A 16764-nucleotide genomic window follows, 5' to 3' on the forward strand; every position below is an offset into this window, starting at 1 on the left:
CCGTGTCTGCGCTACCCGAGATTTTGCCTTACTTGTTCAAAAAAGCATACCGATGCACATGCGGCAACATTCAACGATTCGACTTTGCCGAGGTGTGGGATGACGACCTTATGTTTCGCCGAAGAAAGCAATTCATCGGAAACGCCCTGCCCCTCGTGTCCGAAAATCCAGGCAACGGGCTGGCGCAGGTCGAGGTCGTACAGCCGCTCGGCCGCGTAGCCGCTGGTGGCGAGCGTGGCGATGCGCGCGCTGGCCACGAGCGGCGCCAGTTCGACATTCTCGTAGATATCGAGCACGAAGTGCGCACCCATCGCAGCGCGCAGCACTTTGGGCGACCAGCAGAAGGCCGTGCCGGGACCGCAATACACTTCCTTGATGCCCGCCGCCGCAGCGCTGCGCAGGATGGTGCCGACATTGCCGGGGTCCTGCACATTGTCGAGCAGTACGGCATTGACGGTCAGCGCCGCCGGCACGGCATCTTGCGGAGTTGAGACCAGGAACATCACGCCGACGCCGTGTTCGACCTGGCTCAGCGCGTTGTACATCGCATCCGGCATGCCGAGAACGTGCGCATGCTCCGCTTCCAGCCGCGCCACGATGGCCGCGACTTCAGGATTATGCAGCGCCGATTCGCTGACGATGCATTGTTCCGGATGGCCGCGCAGCTCCAGCCAGGTTTCGCACAAGTGCACGCCGTCCAGCAGCGAGCGGCCGGCCTTGCGGCGGGCCTGCGAGCTGGTGGCGAGGTGCTTGAGATCCTTGTACTGCGCGTTGTCGCGCGAAGTGATGTGTTTCATAGGAAGGCATCCCGCTCGATCAGTTCGCGCACCGGCGCAAAGGAGCGGCGGTGCACCGGACACGGGCCATGCTCGCGCAGGCGCTCCAGGTGCAGCGCGGTGCCGTAGCCCTTGTGCTGGTCGAAACCGTATTGCGGGTATTTCTTGTGCAGCTTCAGCAGCGCTTCGTCGCGCGCGGTTTTCGCGAGGATGGAAGCGGCTGAAATGGATTCAATCTTGTCGTCACCATCGATAATGGCAATGGTCTGGATCTTCATCACCGGGCACTTGTTGCCGTCGATGAGTGCCAGCGTGGGGACAGTGGCAAGCGCGTACACAGCCCGCTTCATGGCCAGCATGCTGGCCTGCAGGATGTTCAGGCGGTCAATCTCGGCCTCGGACGCTTTCGCCACGGCCCAGGCGATGCAATGCTCGCGGATCAGCGGCGCCAGCTCATCGCGCCTGGCTTCCGTCAGCTTCTTGGAATCGCGCAGGCCGGGAATCGGACGTTCGCGGTGCAGGATCACGGCGGCCGCGTAGACCGGGCCGGCCAGCGGGCCACGCCCTGCCTCGTCCACGCCGCAGATGATCTCTTCCAGCGAGTACGGCAAGTCGTCGAACAGTCCCGGGTTGTGGGGACGTCGATTTGTTAATCACTTTCAGGACTGCGGCCGCGCCTTCCTGCGCACTATTGCGCAGCAGGCTGTAATGCATGTCGGTGAAGCGCTGCGCCAGCTGCAGGCGGTGCGGCGCGTCGCTCAGCTGCTTCCACATGGCGTCCGCCAGCGCTTCCGGCGTGGCCGCATTCTGCAGCAGCTCAGGCACAACGAATTCACGCGACAGGATGTTCGGCAGGCCGATCCACGGCTGGTAGCCCATATGCTTCATGATATGCCAGGAAGCGGCCAAGATCTTGTAGGCGATCACCATCGGCTTCTTGAACAGCGCCACTTCCAGCGACGCGGTGCCGGAAGCGACCAGCACGGCGTCCGCCGCGCAGATCGCGGTGTGCGACTGGCCGTCCAGCAGCGTGATTTCCACGTCCTGCAGGCCTTCCTTCGCCACGATGTCGAGGAAATACTGGCGCAGCTTCTCGTTCGCCATCGGCACGATGAAGCGCAGCGAGCGGTCGCGCTCCTGCAGCAGCTTGCAGGCGCCGACAAAAGCGGCGGTATTGTATTTGATCTCGCCCATGCGGCTGCCGGGCATCACGCAGACCACATTCGCGTCTTCCGGTATGCCGAGCTGGCGGCGTGCTGCCGCTTCATCCGGCTGCACAGGAATCACTTCAGCCAGCGGATGGCCGACGTAGGTCACGGGCACGCCGGCCTTGCGGTAAATCTCTTCCTCGAAGGGGAAGATCACCAGCATGTGCGACACGGACTTGACGATTTTCTTGATGCGGCCGCCGCGCCAGGCCCAGATCTGCGGGCCAATACTAGTGCACGGTCGGAATGCCCGCAACCTTCAGCTGCGCTTCCAGTCCCAGGTTGAAGCCTGGGTAGTCGGCGCCGATGAAAACAATCAGGACGTTCCGCCAGCAGGCGGTCGCGCAATTCGTTCTGGATGCCTTTCAGCTCGCGGTAGCGTGGGATGACTTCGAACAGCCCGCGTACGGTGAGCTTGTCCATCGGCCAGTGCGACTCGAAGCCGTGGGTGCCCATGGCGGGGCCGCCGATACCGTGGAAATGCGCTTCAGGCAGGTGCTGGCGCAGGCCGCCCAGCAGGCGGCCTGCAAGCAGGTCGCCGGAAGGTTCCCCGGCAACGACTGCTATCGATACGTCAGCGGACGATGCCACGGGTCGACGTATCGAGGAACTCGCGCATGGCGCGGGCGTGCAGCGCGCAGTCTTCCGGCAGAGCGGCTTCCTGCTCGATCATGGCGGCTTTCGCCTCGTCCAGCGTAAGGCCGGAGCGGTACAGCGTCTTGTAGGCGTTGCGGATGGCGTTGATTTGCTCGCGCGTGAAGCCGCGGCGCTTCAGGCCTTCGATATTCACGCCGTGGGCCGATGCCGGATTGCCGTTCAGGAGAACGAAAGGCGGCACGTCCTGGGTCAGGCTGGTGCTCATGCCGACGAAGGCGTGCGGGACCGATCTTGCAGAACTGGTGCACATTGGCGAAGCCGCTCATGATGACCCAGTCGCCGATCTCCACGTGGCCCGCGATCTGGGCATTGTTGGAGAAGATCGTGTTGGAGCCGACGATGCAGTCGTGCGCCAGGTGCACGTAGGCCGAGATCCAGTTGTTGTTGCCCAGCTTCGTGACGCCCTTGTCCTGCACTGTGCCGGTGTTGAAGGTGCAGAATTCGCGGATGGTATTGCCGTCGCCGATTTCCAGGCGGGTCGGCTCGCCGCTCCACTTCTTGTCCTGCGGCGCGGCGCCGATGGACGAGAACTGGAAGAACTTGTTGTCCTTGCCGATGGTCGTGTAGCCTTCGATGACCACGTGCGGACCCACGACGGTGTTCTCGCCGATCACCACGTTCGGACCAACGATCGTATACGGGCCGATCTCGACGCCCGCGGCCAGTTCGGCCTTCGGGTCGACAACGGCGGTTGGATGAACGCTCGCCATGATCAGGCTGCCGGCTGGCTGGCGTCGGCGGAGCTGCGGATGGTGCACATCAGTTCAGCTTCCACGGCCACCTGGCCGTCCACGGAGCCCACTGCCTTGTACTTCCAGATGCCGCGCGCCACGCGCAGGATTTCCACGTCCATCTTCAGCTGGTCGCCAGGGCCTACCGGACGCTTGAAGCGTGCATTGTCGATGCCCACGAAATACACCACCGAATTCTCGTCCGGCATCAGGTTCATGGTCTTGAACGACAGCAGGGCCGCGGTCTGGGCCATCGCTTCGATCATCAGCACGCCCGGCATCACCGGCTTGTGCGGGAAGTGGCCGTTGAAGAATTCTTCGTTGACGGTGACGTTCTTGATGGCGGTGATGGACTTGTTGACTTCGTAGTTGAGAACGCGGTCAACCAGCAGCAGCGGGTAGCGATGCGGCAGGTAGGCCTTGATCTCGCAGATGTCCATCGTATTTTTTTCGGTAGAAGTGGTCATGATTCTTCGTGTTTCGTTATCGTTTTAATGGTCTTTTCCAGCGACCGGATTTTATCGCGCATCGTTTCCAGGTTGCGGACGATGACGGCGGACTTCTCCCAGTCGCTGTTTTTCGCCAGCGGATAGAAGCCCGTGTACTGCCCCGGCTCATGGATCGATCGCGATACCAGGCTGCCGGAGGAGATGTGCACGTTATCGGCGATGGTCAGGTGGCCCAGCACCATTGCCGCGCCGCCGAAAGTGCAATACTTGCCGATCTTCGCGCTGCCTGCCACGCCGACGCAGCCGGCCATGGCGGTATGCGCGCCGATCACACAGTTGTGGCCGATCTGGATCTGGTTGTCCAGCTTCACGCCGTCTTCAATAATCGTATCGGCCAGGGCGCCGCGGTCCACGGTGGTGTTGGCGCCGATGTCCACATCGTCGCCGATCACCACGCGGCCCGTTTGCGGGATGCGCACATAGACGCCGCCCTCGTTGGCGAAGCCGAAGCCGTCGGTGCCGATCACGGCGCCCGAGTGGATGATGCCGCGCTTGCCGATCACGCACTTCGCCTGGAAAGTCACGTTGGCGAAGAAATGCGTGCCCTCGCCGATTTGTGCTTCGAGGCCGATGTAGCAGCCGGCATCGATGATCACGCCGGCGCCAATGACCGCGCCGGCATCCACGGTGACCTTGGGTCCAATGTGAGCGCTGGCGTCGATTTGTGCGCTCGGGTCCACGAAGGCGGTCGGGTGCACGCCGGCCGGCTTGATGACGGCCGTTTGCGCCTCGAACAGCTGCGCGGCGCGGGCGAAGTACACATAGGGGTTCTTGACCACGATGCGCGCGCCCTTGTAGCTCTCGGCCACGGTGGCGTCATCGTTGGCGGACACGATCAGGGCTGCCGCCAGGCTCTGCCCCGCCTGTGCGCGGAATTTGCTGTTACTGAGAAAGCTGATGTGCGAAGCGCCGGCGTCGGACAATGGAGCGATGCCGATCACCTCGATATTCGGGTCGCCCTCCAGTTGTCCGCCCAGGCGCTCGACCAATTCTCCTAGTCGAAAGCCCATCGGGTGTTCCAATCTTTGATTTACTTGCTGTTATTTGTCTTTATCCAGCGCTTCCAGCACCTTGTTGGTGATGTCGATGCGCGGGCTGGCCCAGACCGCGTCCTGCAGGACGATATCGAAGCCTTCAGTCTGCGCCAGCTGCTTGATGATCCTCGTCGCCTTGTCGGCGATCGCGGCACGCTCCTCGTTGGTGCGCTGGTTCAGGTCTTCACGGAATTCGCGCTGGCGGCGCTGGAAGTCGCGGTCCAGTTCAAAGGCTTCCTTCTGCAGTTTCACCCGTTCCGCTTCCTGCATCGTCATGCCATCCTTTTCCAGCCTGGCGTTGGCGCCTTTCAGGCGGTTTGCCATGTCCTGCAACGCCTTTTCGCGCCTGGAGAATTCCTCTGCCAGCTTGTCGCCCGCCAGCTTGGCCAGTCTGGATTCATTGTAGATGCGCTCGGAACTGAGCCACGCTATGCGCGAGGACTGCGCGTGCACCGGCGCCAGGGCCAGCCAGCCCAGCGCCAGACCGGCAGCAAACTTGCTCAAGGTAGCGGTTGCAGTCTTCAACTTAACTCTCCGTGAAATGATACTTTTGTTGCTTTTAATGCAATTAGAAGCCGGTACCCATCTGGAACTGGAAGCGTTCCAGGCGGTCGCCATACTTGGCGTTCAGGGGCTTAGCATAACTCAACTTGAGGGGGCCCACCGGCGAAATCCAGCTGATGCCAAGGCCGGTCGAGAAGCGCAGCTCCGAGAGGCGCATCTTCTGGCCTTCCTGGTAGACCTGGCCGCCGTCCAGGAAACCGAACCAGCGCAGCGGAGCGGTCCTGGCCCTGGCCCGGGAACGGCATCTGCAATTCGGTGCTGCCGATCAGGCGCGAAGCGCCGCCCAGGGCGTCGAAGCTGGTCGGGTCGACCGCACCCAGCGAGGAGCTGTAATAGCCGCGCACCGAGCCGATGCCGCCCGCGTAGAAGTTCTTGAACACCGGATAGGCCTTGTTGCCGATGCCGTGGCCATAGTCGATCTCGCCGCGCATGGCCAGCGTGATCTTGGAAGTCAGCGGCTTGTACCACTGGTGTTCGTACACGGCGCGGAAGTAGCGCGAATCGCCGATGGCGTCCAGTTCCAGGTTCACGCGCTGCAGGCGGCCCATGGTCGGGGTCAGCGCGCTGTCGCGGCTGTCGCGCGCCCAGGCTGCGGTCAGCGGCACCGAGTAGGCGTTCACACGGCCGATACCATCGGATGGGCCGCCCAGGTCGCGCACATACTTCTTGAAGTAGGCCGGCGACGTGACGTCGGTTTCCACGCTGGATTTCTCCAGGCCGATACCGAAGAAGATGGTGTCCAGTTCCGAGAACGGCACGCCGAAGCTGATGCGGCCGCCGGTCTGCTTGATGTTGTACGCGCCGATGTTCACTGCGGGCGGGCGCACGGTACGCAGGTAGAGTTCATAGCTGCGCGACACGCCATCGTCCGTGAAGTACGGGTTGGTGTGCGAGAAGGCGATGGTGCGGCTGTACTTCGAGGTATTCAGTTCCAGGCCCACGGTATTGCCCGAACCGGCGAAGTTGGCCTGCTGGATCGCGGCGTTGAAGCTGAACTTCTCGGCCTGCGAGAAGGCGCCGCCGATCTGGAAGTTACCGGTCGGCTTCTCGACCACGGTCAGGTTCACGTCCACCTGGTCGGAAGTGCCCTGCGCTTCCGGCGTGTCGATGGTCACGTCCTTGAAGTAGCCCAGGCGATCGACGCGGTCGCGCGAGAGCTTGATCTTGTCGGCGTCGTACCAGCTCGATTCGAACTGGCGGAATTCGCGGCGGATCACCTCATCGCGGGTGGTCGTGTTGCCGGAGATGTTCATGTGGCGCACGTAGGCGCGCTTGCCCGGGTCGATGAAGAAGGTGAAGGCCACTTCCCGCTTGTCGCGGTCGATCTCGGGGTTGGCGTTCACGTTGGCGAAGGCGAAGCCGAAGGTGCCCAGGCGGTCGGTGATCAGCTTGTTGGTGCCGGTCAGCGCGGTACCGGAATAGGTTTCGCCGCGGCGCAGCAGCACCAGCTGGCGCAGCTCGTCTTCGCGGCCGAACATCTCGCCTTCGAACTTGATGTCCGAGACCTTGTACTTTTCACCCTCGGTGATGTTGATGGTGATGTAGATGTCCTTCTTGTCCGGGGTGATCGAGACCTGGGTGGAATCCACGTTCATCTCGATATAGCCGCGGTCCAGGTAGTAGGACTTCAGCGCTTCGATGTCGCCGGTCAGCTTGGTCTTGGAGTACTGGTCGGCCTTGGTGTACCAGCTGAACCAGCCGCCGGTATTCAGCGCCATCTGGTCGCGCAGGTCCTTGTCCGGGAAGGCCTTGTTGCCGACGATGTTGATCTGCTTGATGCGGGCGACTTCGCCCTCGTCCACCTTGAAGGTGATGTTGACGCGGTTGCGCTCCAGCGGGGTCACGGTGGTCACCACCTTCACGCCGTACAGGCCGCGCGACAGGTACTGGCGCTTCAATTCCTGCTCGGCGCGGTCGACCGAGGCTTTGTCGAAGGTCTTGGCTTCGCCGACGCCGATATCCTTCAGCGCCTTGACCAGCATGTCCTTCTCGAATTCATGGGTGCCGTCGAAATCGACCTTGGCGATGGCGGGACGTTCCTCGACGATCACCACCAGCACATCGCCGTCCTTCTCCAGCTTCACATCCTTGAAAATACCGGTCGCATACAGGGCCTTGATGGCCGCAACGCTCTTGTCTTCACTGAATACTTCGCCGACGCGCACAGGCAGGTAGCTGAACACGGTACCGGCTTCGGTACGCTGGATACCCTCGACACGGATGTCCTTGACTTGGAATGGTTCGATGGCCAGAGCACTGCCGGAGCAGATTGCCAGGACGGCGACGCCGATCAGGCTACGGCGGAAAGAAGGCAAGGCGATACGGTCAGAATATAATTTCATCGGCAAATTCAAGGGCTTAAAACATGCGACTGCCAGGATTTAAAGGAGCCGCGCCACGTCGTTGAAGACAGCCAGTGCCATCAAAGTCACCAGCAAACCCACACCCAGGCGCTGCGCAATCTCCCCAAAACGCTCCGAAACGGGTCGCCCGGTCAAAACTTCCAGCGAATAATACAACAAATGCCCCCCATCCAGAACAGGAATTGGCAGCAAATTCATAACGCCGAGGCTGATGCTGATGAAGGCGATGAAGCTCAGGTAGCTTACGGCGCCTATGCTGGCGGTCTGCCCTGCGTAGTCGGCGATGGTGATCGGGCCGGTCACGTTCTTCCATGAGACCTCGCCCGTGATCATCTTGCCGATCATGCGGATGGTCAGCACGCTGGTATCCCATACCTTCACGACGGCCTTGTCCAGCGCCTCGATGGGGCCGGAGCGCACGACGATCATATCGGGCATGCCGATGACCTCCGCCTTGATCTTACCTATTGTTACAAGGCCTTTACTGGAGCCGTCGGACACGGCTTCCGGCGTGATCTGCAGCTCGAAAGGCTGGCCATTGCGCACACCGGCGACGGTTACGTTGCGGCCGGGCGCCTTGCGGATTTCAGTCAGGAAGGCAGTGCTGTCCGGGACCGGCTGGCCGTCGACTGCGGTGATGCGGTCACCCGCCTGCAGGCCGGCGCGGGCGGCCGGGCCGCCTTCGATCACCTTGCCCAGCACGGCCGGCGGACGGGCGAAGCCGATGCCGAGGGTGCCCGGCACGTCGCCTTCCAGGTCGACCCTGGCAAAGGCATCGACGGGGATGGTGGCCGTAAAGCCGCCGTAGCCGGGGCGGTCCACTTCCACGCGCGCGCCCTGCTTGTTGATGGCGGCCTGGATCAGCTGCCAGCGCAGCTCGGACCAGCCATGCACGGCATTGCCGTTGATGGACGTGACCATGTCGCCGCGCTGCAGGCCCGCCATGGCAGCCGGCGAGCTGGCGGTGGGCGCGCTGATCTTGCTGCTTGGTTCTTCGATGCCGTACATGAACAGGCCGGCAAACAGCGCGATGGCCAGCAGGAAGTTGGCGATCGGGCCGGCGGCCACGATGGCGATACGCTTCCACACGTTCTGGCGCGTGAACTCGCGCTTCAGGTCCGCTTCGGGCAGGCCCTGCAGGTCGGTCTCGCGGCCGTCGAGCATTTTGACGTAGCCGCCCAGGGGCAGCGCGGAGATCGCCCATTCCGTCTGGTCGGGGCCGACCTTGCGCATCCACACTACCTTGCCCATGCCGACCGAGAAGCGCAGCACCTTCACGCCGCACCAGCGCGCCACCAGGTAGTGGCCCAGCTCGTGGAAGACGATCAGCGTGCCAAGGCAGAAGATGAAGGCGATCAGGGTTCGGATCAGTTCCATGGAATCTCCCCTCGCGGTGCGCCGGCGCCCGTCAGGCGGCGCGCGCCGGCAATGCGGCGATATGACGTTCGGCGGCAGCTCGGGCCAGCGCATCCTGCGCCATCACGGCCTCGATGCTGGATGCCGCACCGTGCGGCAGTTCATCCATGACGGCCGCAATCACTCGGTCGATCTGGCGGAAGCCGATACGCTCCGCGAGGAAGGCGGCAACCGCCACCTCGTTGGCCGCATTCAGCAGGGCCGGCGCGGTGCCGCCTGCATTCAGTGCGTCGTAGGCCAGCTTCAGGCAGGGGAAGCGGTTGAAGTCCGGCTTCTCGAACTGCAGCGTGCCGACCTGGGTCAGGTCCAGCTGGGCCACGCCGGAGGCGATGCGCTCCGGGTAGGCCAGGGCCTGCGCGATCGGCGTGCGCATGTCCGGGTTGCCCAGTTCCGCCAGCACCGAGCCATCCTCGTAGGACACCATCGAGTGCACCACGGATTGCGGGTGGATCACGACTTCGATCTGCGAAGACGGCGCGCCGAACAGCCAGTGCGCCTCGATCACTTCCAGGCCCTTGTTCATCATGGTGGCGGAATCGACCGAAATCTTGCGTCCCATGACCCACTTCGGATGCTTGCAGGCTTCGTCCGGCGTCACGTTTTCCAGGGTGGCGACATCGCGCTTCAGAAGGGGCCGCCCGAAGCGGTCAGCAGGATCTTGCTCACGCCGGCGGCAGACGGCACACGTCCATAGCCGGCCGGCAGGCACTGGAAGATCGCATTGTGTTCGGAGTCGATGGGCAGCAGGGCTGCGCCGCTTTGCGCGATGGCATCCATGAACAGCTGGCCGGACATGACCAGCGCTTCCTTGTTCGCCAGCAGCACCTTCTTGCCGGCGCGGGCCGCAGCCAGCGTTGGCGCCAGGCCGGCGCCGCCCACGATGGCGGCCATCACGGCATCGGTACCGGCGGCGGACGCCACATCGCACAGCGACTGCTCGCCCACTCCACTTCCGTACGCGAACCGGCCGCCTGCAGCAGCGCGGTCAATTGGGTTGCCGCCTCGGCCGAGCCGACCACGGCGCGCGCCGGCTTGAACTGGATGCACTGTGCAGCCAGCGCCTCGACGCGGCTGTGCGCCGTCAGCGCGTAGACCGAATAGCGGTCCGGATGGCGGGCGATCACGTCCAGCGTTGAGGCGCCGATGGAACCGGTGGCGCCGAGAATGGTAATGCGTTGCATGGTCTTCCTTTTACAGCCAGCCGCTGATCAGGGCTGCCACCGGCAGCACCGGCACCAGCGCATCGATACGGTCAAGCACCCCCGCCGTGGCCCGGCAGCAGATTGCTGCTGTCCTTCAGGCCCGCGCGGCGCTTGAGCATGGATTCAAACAGGTCGCCGATGATCGAAGCGGCGACAATCACAGTCAGCACGGCCAGCGTGACGAACCAGCCCATCTTGTTTTGCAGCTTTACGGCAAACGTATCCTGCAGCAGCGGCACGGACGGCGCCGCCAGCACGGTGGCGCAGGCGATCACCAGCACGGCGATCCAGCCGCCGATCGCGCCCTCCCAGGACTTGCCCGGAGAAATCGAGGGCGCCAGCTTGCGCTTGCCGAAAGCCTTCCCTGCAAAGTATGCGCCTATATCGGCGATCCACACCAGCGCCATCGCCGAGATCAGGTAGACCGGCGAGCGCTGGTACAGCACCAGGATGGCGACGAAGCAGGACACCAGGGTCACCACATACACCATGCTCAGCATCAGGTTGCCCACGCCTTCCAGCGGCGGCAGTCCCAGCTTCAGCGACGGCGCAAAGCGCAGCAGCCAGATGGCGGCGCCGATGGAGACCCAGAAGCGGGCCTGCTCCAGGCCATTATTGAAGAAGAAGGTGTAGGCGAAGGCGCCCGCCCAGAACAGGGCAATGACGATGGCGGCGCGGTTCTTAAAGAGGCGGAATGCCTCCCAGGCCGCGGCGCCGAAGAACAGCGTGACCACCACGGCCACGGCCGGGTAGTAGTTGGCGAAGAGTACTGGCAGCAGCACCGCCAGCAGCAGTACGGCCGTGATGACTCGGGTCTTCAGCATAGTTTTTTATTATTTCTTTGCTACTTGGTCGCCGGTGCGGCCGAAGCGGCGCTCGCGGTTCTGGTAGGACTCGATGGCCGCGTCCAGGCGGTCGGCATCGAAATCGGGCCAGTAGGTATCCGTGAAATACAGCTCCGTATAGGCGAGCTGCCACAGCAGGAAATTCGAGATGCGCTCTTCGCCGCCGGTGCGGATGAACAGGTCCGGCTCCGGTGCATAGGCCATGGAGAGGTAAGGCGCCAGCTGTTCTTCGGAGAAATCGGACTGCCCCGGATGCTCCTTCACCATCTTGCCGATGGCTTGCATGATATCCCAGCGTCCGCCATAGTTGGCGCACACGGTGACCGTCATGCGGGTGTTGGCGGCGGTCTTGCGTTCGGCGGAGGCAATCATGTCCTGCAGCTTGCTGTCGAAGCGGCTCAGGTCGCCCACCACCTTGAGGCGGATATTGTTGGCATGCATCTTCGCCACTTCGCGCTCCAGCGCGGTGACGAACAGTTTCATCAGCAGGGAAACTTCCTCTTCCGGACGGCGCCAGTTCTCGGAACTGAAGGCAAACACCGTCAGGTACTCGATACCGCGCGTGGCGCAGGCTTCCACCACCGTCCGCACGGCTTCCACGCCTTTGACGTGGCCGGCAACGCGCGGCAGGAAGCGCTTGGTTGCCCAGCGTCCATTGCCGTCCATGATGACCGCCACATGGCGAGGCACCTTGGGCGCTTCTGGAACCGCAGTCGTCGAACTCGAATATTTCATAGATTCGTATACTTAAAAAACCGGGGACGGCGGGGGCAATGCCCTCGCCTGTCCCCGGTTTCGCAACCTTTAGACGGTCAGGACTTCCTTTTCTTTTTCAGCGACGACCTTGTCGATATCGGCGATGAACTTGCTCGGTCAGCTTCTGCACTTCGTCACCGGTGCGGCGCTCTTCGTCTTCCGAGATGGCCTTGTCCTTCACCAGTTTCTTCAGGCCTTCGTTGGCGTCGCGGCGGATGTTGCGCACGGCAACCTTGGCGTCCTCGCCCTCGCCCTTGCACAGCTTGACCATTTCCTTGCGGCGCTCTTCGGTCAGCGGCGGGGTCGGCACGCGGATGGTGTCCCCCATGGCGGACGGGTTCAGGCCCAGGTCGGCATCACGGATGGCCTTCTCGATCGCGGCGCCCATCTTCTTCTCGAACGGGGTCACGCCGATGGTGCGCGCGTCCAGCAGGGTCAGGTTGGCGACCTGGTTGATCGCGGTCGGGTTGCCGTAATAATCGACCATTACGTGGTCCAGGATGCCGGTGTGGGCACGGCCGGTACGTACCTTGGCCAGATCGCTCTTCAGCGTCTCCAGCGATTTACCCATCTTATCCTGTGCGTTTTTCTTGATGTCAGCGGTAGACATTGCTGCTCTCCTGTTACTTGGATTTGCTTAATATTGTTTATACGTGAACAAGTGTACCCTCTTCCGCACCCATGATCACGTTCATCAACGCGCCAGGCTTGGTAATGGAAAACACTTTGATCGGCAATTTCTGGTCGCGGCACAGCGCGAAGGCGGTGGCGTCCATCACTTGCAGGTGCTTGGCGATGGCTTCGTCAAAGCTGATCTTGTGATACAGGGTGGCGTTCGGGTCTTTCTTCGGATCGGCGGTGTACACGCCGTCCACCTTGGTGGCCTTCAGCACGATTTCCGCGCTCATTTCCGAACCGCGCAGCGCTGCGGCGGTGTCGGTGGTGAAGAACGGATTGCCGGTACCGGCGGCGAAGATCACGACCTTGCCTTCTTCCAGGTACTGCAGTGCCTTCGGGCGCACGTACGGCTCGACCACCTGCTCGATGCTGATCGCGGACATCACGCGCGCAGTCACGCCGATATGGCGCATCGCATCGGCCAGGGCCAGTGCGTTCATCACGGTGGCCAGCATGCCCATGTAGTCCGCGGTGGCACGGTCCATGCCTTGGGCGCCAGGCGCCACGCCGCGGAAGATGTTGCCGCCGCCGATCACGACAGCGACTTCCACGCCCAGTTTCGCGACCTCGGCCACATCAGCCACCATCCGCTCGATCGTACCCCGGTTGATGCCGTAGGGATCGTCACCCATCAGGGCTTCGCCAGACAATTTGAGGAGGACGCGCTTGTAGGCAGGTTTAGACATGAGCTGGGGCTCCTTTTCAATGTATTCGGTGAGGCTACGGCGGCAATGATAACGGAAATACCACAAACCGCCGGGAAATTCCGGTTTGCAAGGCTTAAAAAAGGCTTAACAAACCTAAAACCCGAGGCTTAAACCTGGTGTCTGCCACGATGTGGCAGACACCCGCTTCTGCCCTGGGTTAAAAAAAACGGGCCTTGCGGCCCGTTTTCTTGATTAAGCGCCTTTGGAGGCAGCCATCTGGGCTGCAACTTCTGCTGCGAAATCGTCTACTTTCTTTTCGATACCTTCGCCAACCACGTACATGGTGAAGCCCTTGACGGTGGTGTCGGCGGCTTTCAGCATCTGCTCAACGGACTGCTTGTCGTTCTTCACGAAAGCCTGGTTCATCAGCGACACTTCTTTCAGGTACTTGGCCACGGCGCCATCGATGCGCTTGGCAACGATGTCGGCGGACTGGGCTGGCTTGCCTTCGGCAGCAGCCTTAGCCGCATCTTCGTCGGACTTGGCCTGGGCAACCGAACGCTCCTTGGCGATCAGGTCAGCAGGAACTTGCTCGGAGGACAGAGCGACCGGCTTCATTGCAGCGATGTGCATGGCCACGTCCTTGCCAACTTGCTCGTCGCCGCCGTCGAACTCAACGATCACGCCGATCTTGGTGCCGTGCAGGTAGGAAGCCAGCTTGCCGGTGGTTTCGAAACGCTGGAAGCGACGGATGGACATGTTCTCGCCAATCTTGCCAACCAGGGCGGAGCGCACTTCTTCCAGGGTCTGGCCGTTGCCGGACTGCAGGGCGCCCAGGGCAGCCACGTCAGCCGGGTTGTTTTCGGCAACCAGCTTGGCAGCCAGGTTAGCCATCGACAGGAAGTCGTCGTTCTTTGCCACGAAGTCGGTTTCGGAGTTCACTTCGACCAGCGCGCCAACGTTGCCGGCGATGTAAGCTGCGACCACGCCTTCGGCGGTGATACGTGCGGATGCCTTGGCAGCCTTGCCGCCCAGCTTAACGCGCAGAATCTCTTCTGCCTTGTTCATGTCGCCGTCGGCTTCGGTCAGTGCCTTCTTGCACTCCATCATTGGCGCGTCGGTCTTTGCGCGCAGTTCGCCAACCATTGCTGCAGTAATTGCTGCCATGTGTTTCTCCTGTATTCGGTGGGTACTGTTTTTGCCGCGCTGCCCGCTTTTGGCTGCAGCGCGGCGGAATCTCGTTTAAAAAAAAGGGGAGCTGTCGGGCCACCCCTTTTCAAGCTGTTATCCGCCTTGCGGCGGATGGACAATTACGCCTGCTCGTTCACTTCCACGAACTCGTCGCCGGCTGCAGCCTTGATGGACTCCAGCACTTCGGTCGACGCGTTTGCACGGCCTTCCAGGATCGCATCTGCCACGCCGCGGGCGTACAGGGTGATCGCTTTGGAGGAGTCGTCGTTACCAGGGATGACGTAGGTCACGCCTTCTGGGGAGTGGTTGGTGTCGACCACGCCGATCACCGGGATGCCCAGCTTGGCAGCTTCGGTGATTGCGCCCTTGTGGTAGCCAACGTCCACCACGAAGATCGCGTCAGGAACACCGCCCATGTCCTTGATACCGCCGATGGACTTTTGCAGTTTTTCCAGTTCGCGACGGAACAGCAGCGCGTCTTTCTTGGTCAGCTTTTCCACGGAACCGTCTTCGATCGCGGCTTCCATGTCTTTCAGGCGCTTGATCGAGGTCTTGATGGTCTTGAAGTTGGTCAGCATGCCGCCCAGCCAACGCTGGTCAACAAACGGAACACCAGCGCGCTGTGCTTCAGCGGCGATGATGTCGCGGGCCTGACGCTTGGTGCCCACCATCAGGATGGTGCCACGGCTGGCAGCGATTTGACGCACGGTCTTCATCGCTTCCTGGTACATGGCCAGGGTCTTTTCCAGGTTGATGATGTGAATCTTGTTGCGGTGGCCGAAGATAACGGAGCCATCTTTGGGTTCCAGAAAACGGGTTTGGTGACCGAAGTGGACGCCGGCTTCCAGCATTTCGCGCATCGTTACAGACATTTTTTACTCCAGGGTTGGGTCTCGAATCCTCCCAGTCACCCTTGCGGGCACCCTTTTTGGGGGGATTCGGGTTTATAAATGAGAAATTTTACAACATTGCAAGACACGAGGTCAGGCAACCATAGATTTCTACTCTGGAATTACCCTCCCGGGCAAGTTCGGCGACCGTTGATGCCGCTCACGATGCCCTCGCTCTGCCCGGCGCAAAATGGACTTCCAACCCGTCGCGCGCTGCCATGAGCTTGCTTGACAGAGACAATCCGGACGCCGAGGATTCCAGCATGAGTCCCGAGGACAAGAACGCGTGTCGCTCCAGATCGCCGCCACCGAGGCGCGAACGGAGGCGCACATGGCCGAGATTCGCGGCACTCTGCCGTTATCGACCAGCGCCTGGCCGACCGCGACCATGCCTACGACACGCGCTTCGCCGCCATCGATGCGCGCTTCGCAACCATCGAACAAGCGATTCGAGATCTGGTGCAAGCCATGGCGCGCCTGCGGGCGACCGTTATCGTCACGGCAATTACCGCCGCGCTGACGACGATCTTTGGTGTCGCGGCATTCGACGCGACTTTGTTGTGCCGGCATGGTCACATCTTTCGACTCGGGACGCGACATTGGCGGCACGCACGCCGAACTGCAGCGCCGGATTGCGGGACATCAACGCCACCCTGAAGCGGCTCGAAGCGCGCCAGACGGCCGAGGCGCCGCCGACTGCGCCCCCACCAGGCGGCCGGCGATAATATTTTTACATTTCGTGTCGATTTCCAGTATTCTGCCTCGTCGTGGAGTTACAAACCCCTCAACTTTCACGAAAGGTTCCGCCATGTCCACGAATACCATCCGCCTGCACCGCGTACTGCGCACGACTCCGGACAAGGTCTACAAGGCCTGGACCACGGCCGCCGCCTGAACAAGTGGCTGCCGCCGTTCGGCTATGTCGGCGAAGTCCATGAACTGGACCTGAAGGTCGGCGGCAGATACCGCATGTCCTTCACCGACATCGGCACCGGCTTCACCCACTCCTTCGGCGGCGAATACAAGGAACTCAATCAGAACGAGCGCCTCAGCTACACGGCCGTGTTCGACGACCCGAACCTGCCGGGCGAAATGCGCACCACCGTCGAGCTGAAGGCCGTTTCCTGCGGCACCGAGATCCACATCGTGCAGGAAGGCGTCCGGCCGTGATCCCGGCCGAGCAGTGCTACCTGGGCTGGCACCAGTCCCTCATCCAGCTGGGCCTGCTGGTCGAGAACCAGTTGAAACGGCCCTGATCCACCGCAACCTTCCGCCCGCGGCCGCTTGAACTTGCGGA

At 62.0% G+C, this 16764-nt stretch carries 10 protein-coding genes and 7 pseudogenes; 1 reads left to right on the forward strand and 16 read right to left on the reverse strand.

Translation table 11 applies throughout. The annotated features are described in order from the left end of the window. Positions 1-11 precede the first annotated feature (11 nt). The 16 genes and pseudogenes from ACHMW6_RS18775 to rpsB form a co-directional block, all read right to left on the reverse strand. A complete protein-coding gene (locus tag ACHMW6_RS18775; RefSeq protein ID WP_395398870.1) occupies positions 12-797 on the reverse strand; it encodes a TrmH family RNA methyltransferase in 786 nt (261 codons plus the stop codon). Then, the gene (gene rnhB, locus ACHMW6_RS18780; RefSeq protein WP_395408651.1) at positions 794-1399 is read right to left on the reverse strand and encodes a ribonuclease HII; all 606 of its coding nucleotides are present in this window, start codon (positions 1397-1399) and stop codon (positions 794-796) included. Before rnhB ends, ACHMW6_RS18775 begins: the two co-directional genes overlap by 4 nt. Before the next feature lie 22 nt (positions 1400-1421). Continuing rightward, positions 1422-2575: pseudogene (lpxB, locus tag ACHMW6_RS18785) on the reverse strand (lipid-A-disaccharide synthase); the annotation flags it as partial. Then, positions 2559-3351 (reverse strand): annotated as a pseudogene (gene lpxA, locus ACHMW6_RS18790) (acyl-ACP--UDP-N-acetylglucosamine O-acyltransferase). The pseudogenes lpxB and lpxA, both read right to left, overlap by 17 nt. Positions 3352-3353: 2 nt before the next feature. Further along, positions 3354-3839, reverse strand: coding sequence for a 3-hydroxyacyl-ACP dehydratase FabZ (gene fabZ / locus ACHMW6_RS18795; protein WP_395398872.1), 486 nt, complete (start codon positions 3837-3839; stop codon positions 3354-3356). Beyond that, entirely contained in the window at positions 3836-4891 is a 1056-nt protein-coding gene (gene lpxD, locus ACHMW6_RS18800) for a UDP-3-O-(3-hydroxymyristoyl)glucosamine N-acyltransferase (protein ID WP_395398874.1), read from the reverse strand. Before lpxD ends, fabZ begins: the two co-directional genes overlap by 4 nt. 30 nt (positions 4892-4921) lie before the next feature. Then, positions 4922-5440 carry an OmpH family outer membrane protein gene (locus ACHMW6_RS18805; protein WP_395398876.1) on the reverse strand — a complete coding sequence of 173 codons (519 nt, stop codon included), beginning with the start codon at positions 5438-5440 and terminating at the stop codon, positions 4922-4924. Positions 5441-5483: 43 nt separating this feature from the next. After that, a pseudogene (bamA, locus tag ACHMW6_RS18810) lies at positions 5484-7821 on the reverse strand (outer membrane protein assembly factor BamA). Between the two features lie 39 nt (positions 7822-7860). Continuing rightward, positions 7861-9219, reverse strand: coding sequence for an RIP metalloprotease RseP (rseP, locus tag ACHMW6_RS18815; RefSeq protein WP_395398878.1), 1359 nt, complete (start codon positions 9217-9219; stop codon positions 7861-7863). A gap of 31 nt (positions 9220-9250) precedes the next feature. Next, positions 9251-10439: pseudogene (gene ispC / locus ACHMW6_RS18820) on the reverse strand (1-deoxy-D-xylulose-5-phosphate reductoisomerase). A gap of 10 nt (positions 10440-10449) precedes the next feature. Next, positions 10450-11284, reverse strand: a pseudogene (locus ACHMW6_RS18825) (phosphatidate cytidylyltransferase). 9 nt (positions 11285-11293) lie between these two features. Continuing rightward, positions 11294-12040: a polyprenyl diphosphate synthase gene (gene uppS, locus ACHMW6_RS18830; protein ID WP_395398880.1), complete on the reverse strand. Its 747-nt coding sequence runs from the start codon at positions 12038-12040 to the stop codon at positions 11294-11296. 69 nt (positions 12041-12109) lie between these two features. After that, positions 12110-12671 (reverse strand): annotated as a pseudogene (frr, locus tag ACHMW6_RS18835) (ribosome recycling factor). Positions 12672-12708: 37 nt separating this feature from the next. After that, positions 12709-13425: a UMP kinase gene (gene pyrH, locus ACHMW6_RS18840; RefSeq protein ID WP_395398882.1), complete on the reverse strand. Its 717-nt coding sequence runs from the start codon at positions 13423-13425 to the stop codon at positions 12709-12711. 213 nt (positions 13426-13638) lie between these two features. Beyond that, positions 13639-14553 carry a translation elongation factor Ts gene (gene tsf / locus ACHMW6_RS18845; protein WP_395398884.1) on the reverse strand — a complete coding sequence of 305 codons (915 nt, stop codon included), beginning with the start codon at positions 14551-14553 and terminating at the stop codon, positions 13639-13641. 143 nt (positions 14554-14696) lie between these two features. Continuing rightward, positions 14697-15449, reverse strand: coding sequence for a 30S ribosomal protein S2 (gene rpsB, locus ACHMW6_RS18850; protein WP_395398886.1), 753 nt, complete (start codon positions 15447-15449; stop codon positions 14697-14699). Between the two features lie 826 nt (positions 15450-16275). Here rpsB and ACHMW6_RS18855 point away from each other — a divergent pair. Further along, a pseudogene (locus tag ACHMW6_RS18855) lies at positions 16276-16723 on the forward strand (SRPBCC family protein). Positions 16724-16764: the final 41 nt, after the last annotated feature.

Source organism: Pseudoduganella sp. UC29_106, assembly GCF_044055365.1.
GTDB lineage: Bacteria > Pseudomonadota > Gammaproteobacteria > Burkholderiales > Burkholderiaceae_D > Rugamonas.

Coding starts and splice junctions, on each gene's coding strand:
- lpxD (WP_395398874.1), bottom strand. CDS start 4,891: ATGGGCTTTCGACTAGGAGAATTGGTCGAGCGCCTGGGCGGACAACTG.
- tsf (WP_395398884.1), bottom strand. CDS start 14,553: ATGGCAGCAATTACTGCAGCAATGGTTGGCGAACTGCGCGCAAAGACC.
- rseP (WP_395398878.1), bottom strand. CDS start 9,219: ATGGAACTGATCCGAACCCTGATCGCCTTCATCTTCTGCCTTGGCACG.
- uppS (WP_395398880.1), bottom strand. CDS start 12,040: ATGAAATATTCGAGTTCGACGACTGCGGTTCCAGAAGCGCCCAAGGTG.
- rpsB (WP_395398886.1), bottom strand. CDS start 15,449: ATGTCTGTAACGATGCGCGAAATGCTGGAAGCCGGCGTCCACTTCGGT.
- pyrH (WP_395398882.1), bottom strand. CDS start 13,425: ATGTCTAAACCTGCCTACAAGCGCGTCCTCCTCAAATTGTCTGGCGAA.
- ACHMW6_RS18775 (WP_395398870.1), bottom strand. CDS start 797: ATGAAACACATCACTTCGCGCGACAACGCGCAGTACAAGGATCTCAAG.
- fabZ (WP_395398872.1), bottom strand. CDS start 3,839: ATGACCACTTCTACCGAAAAAAATACGATGGACATCTGCGAGATCAAG.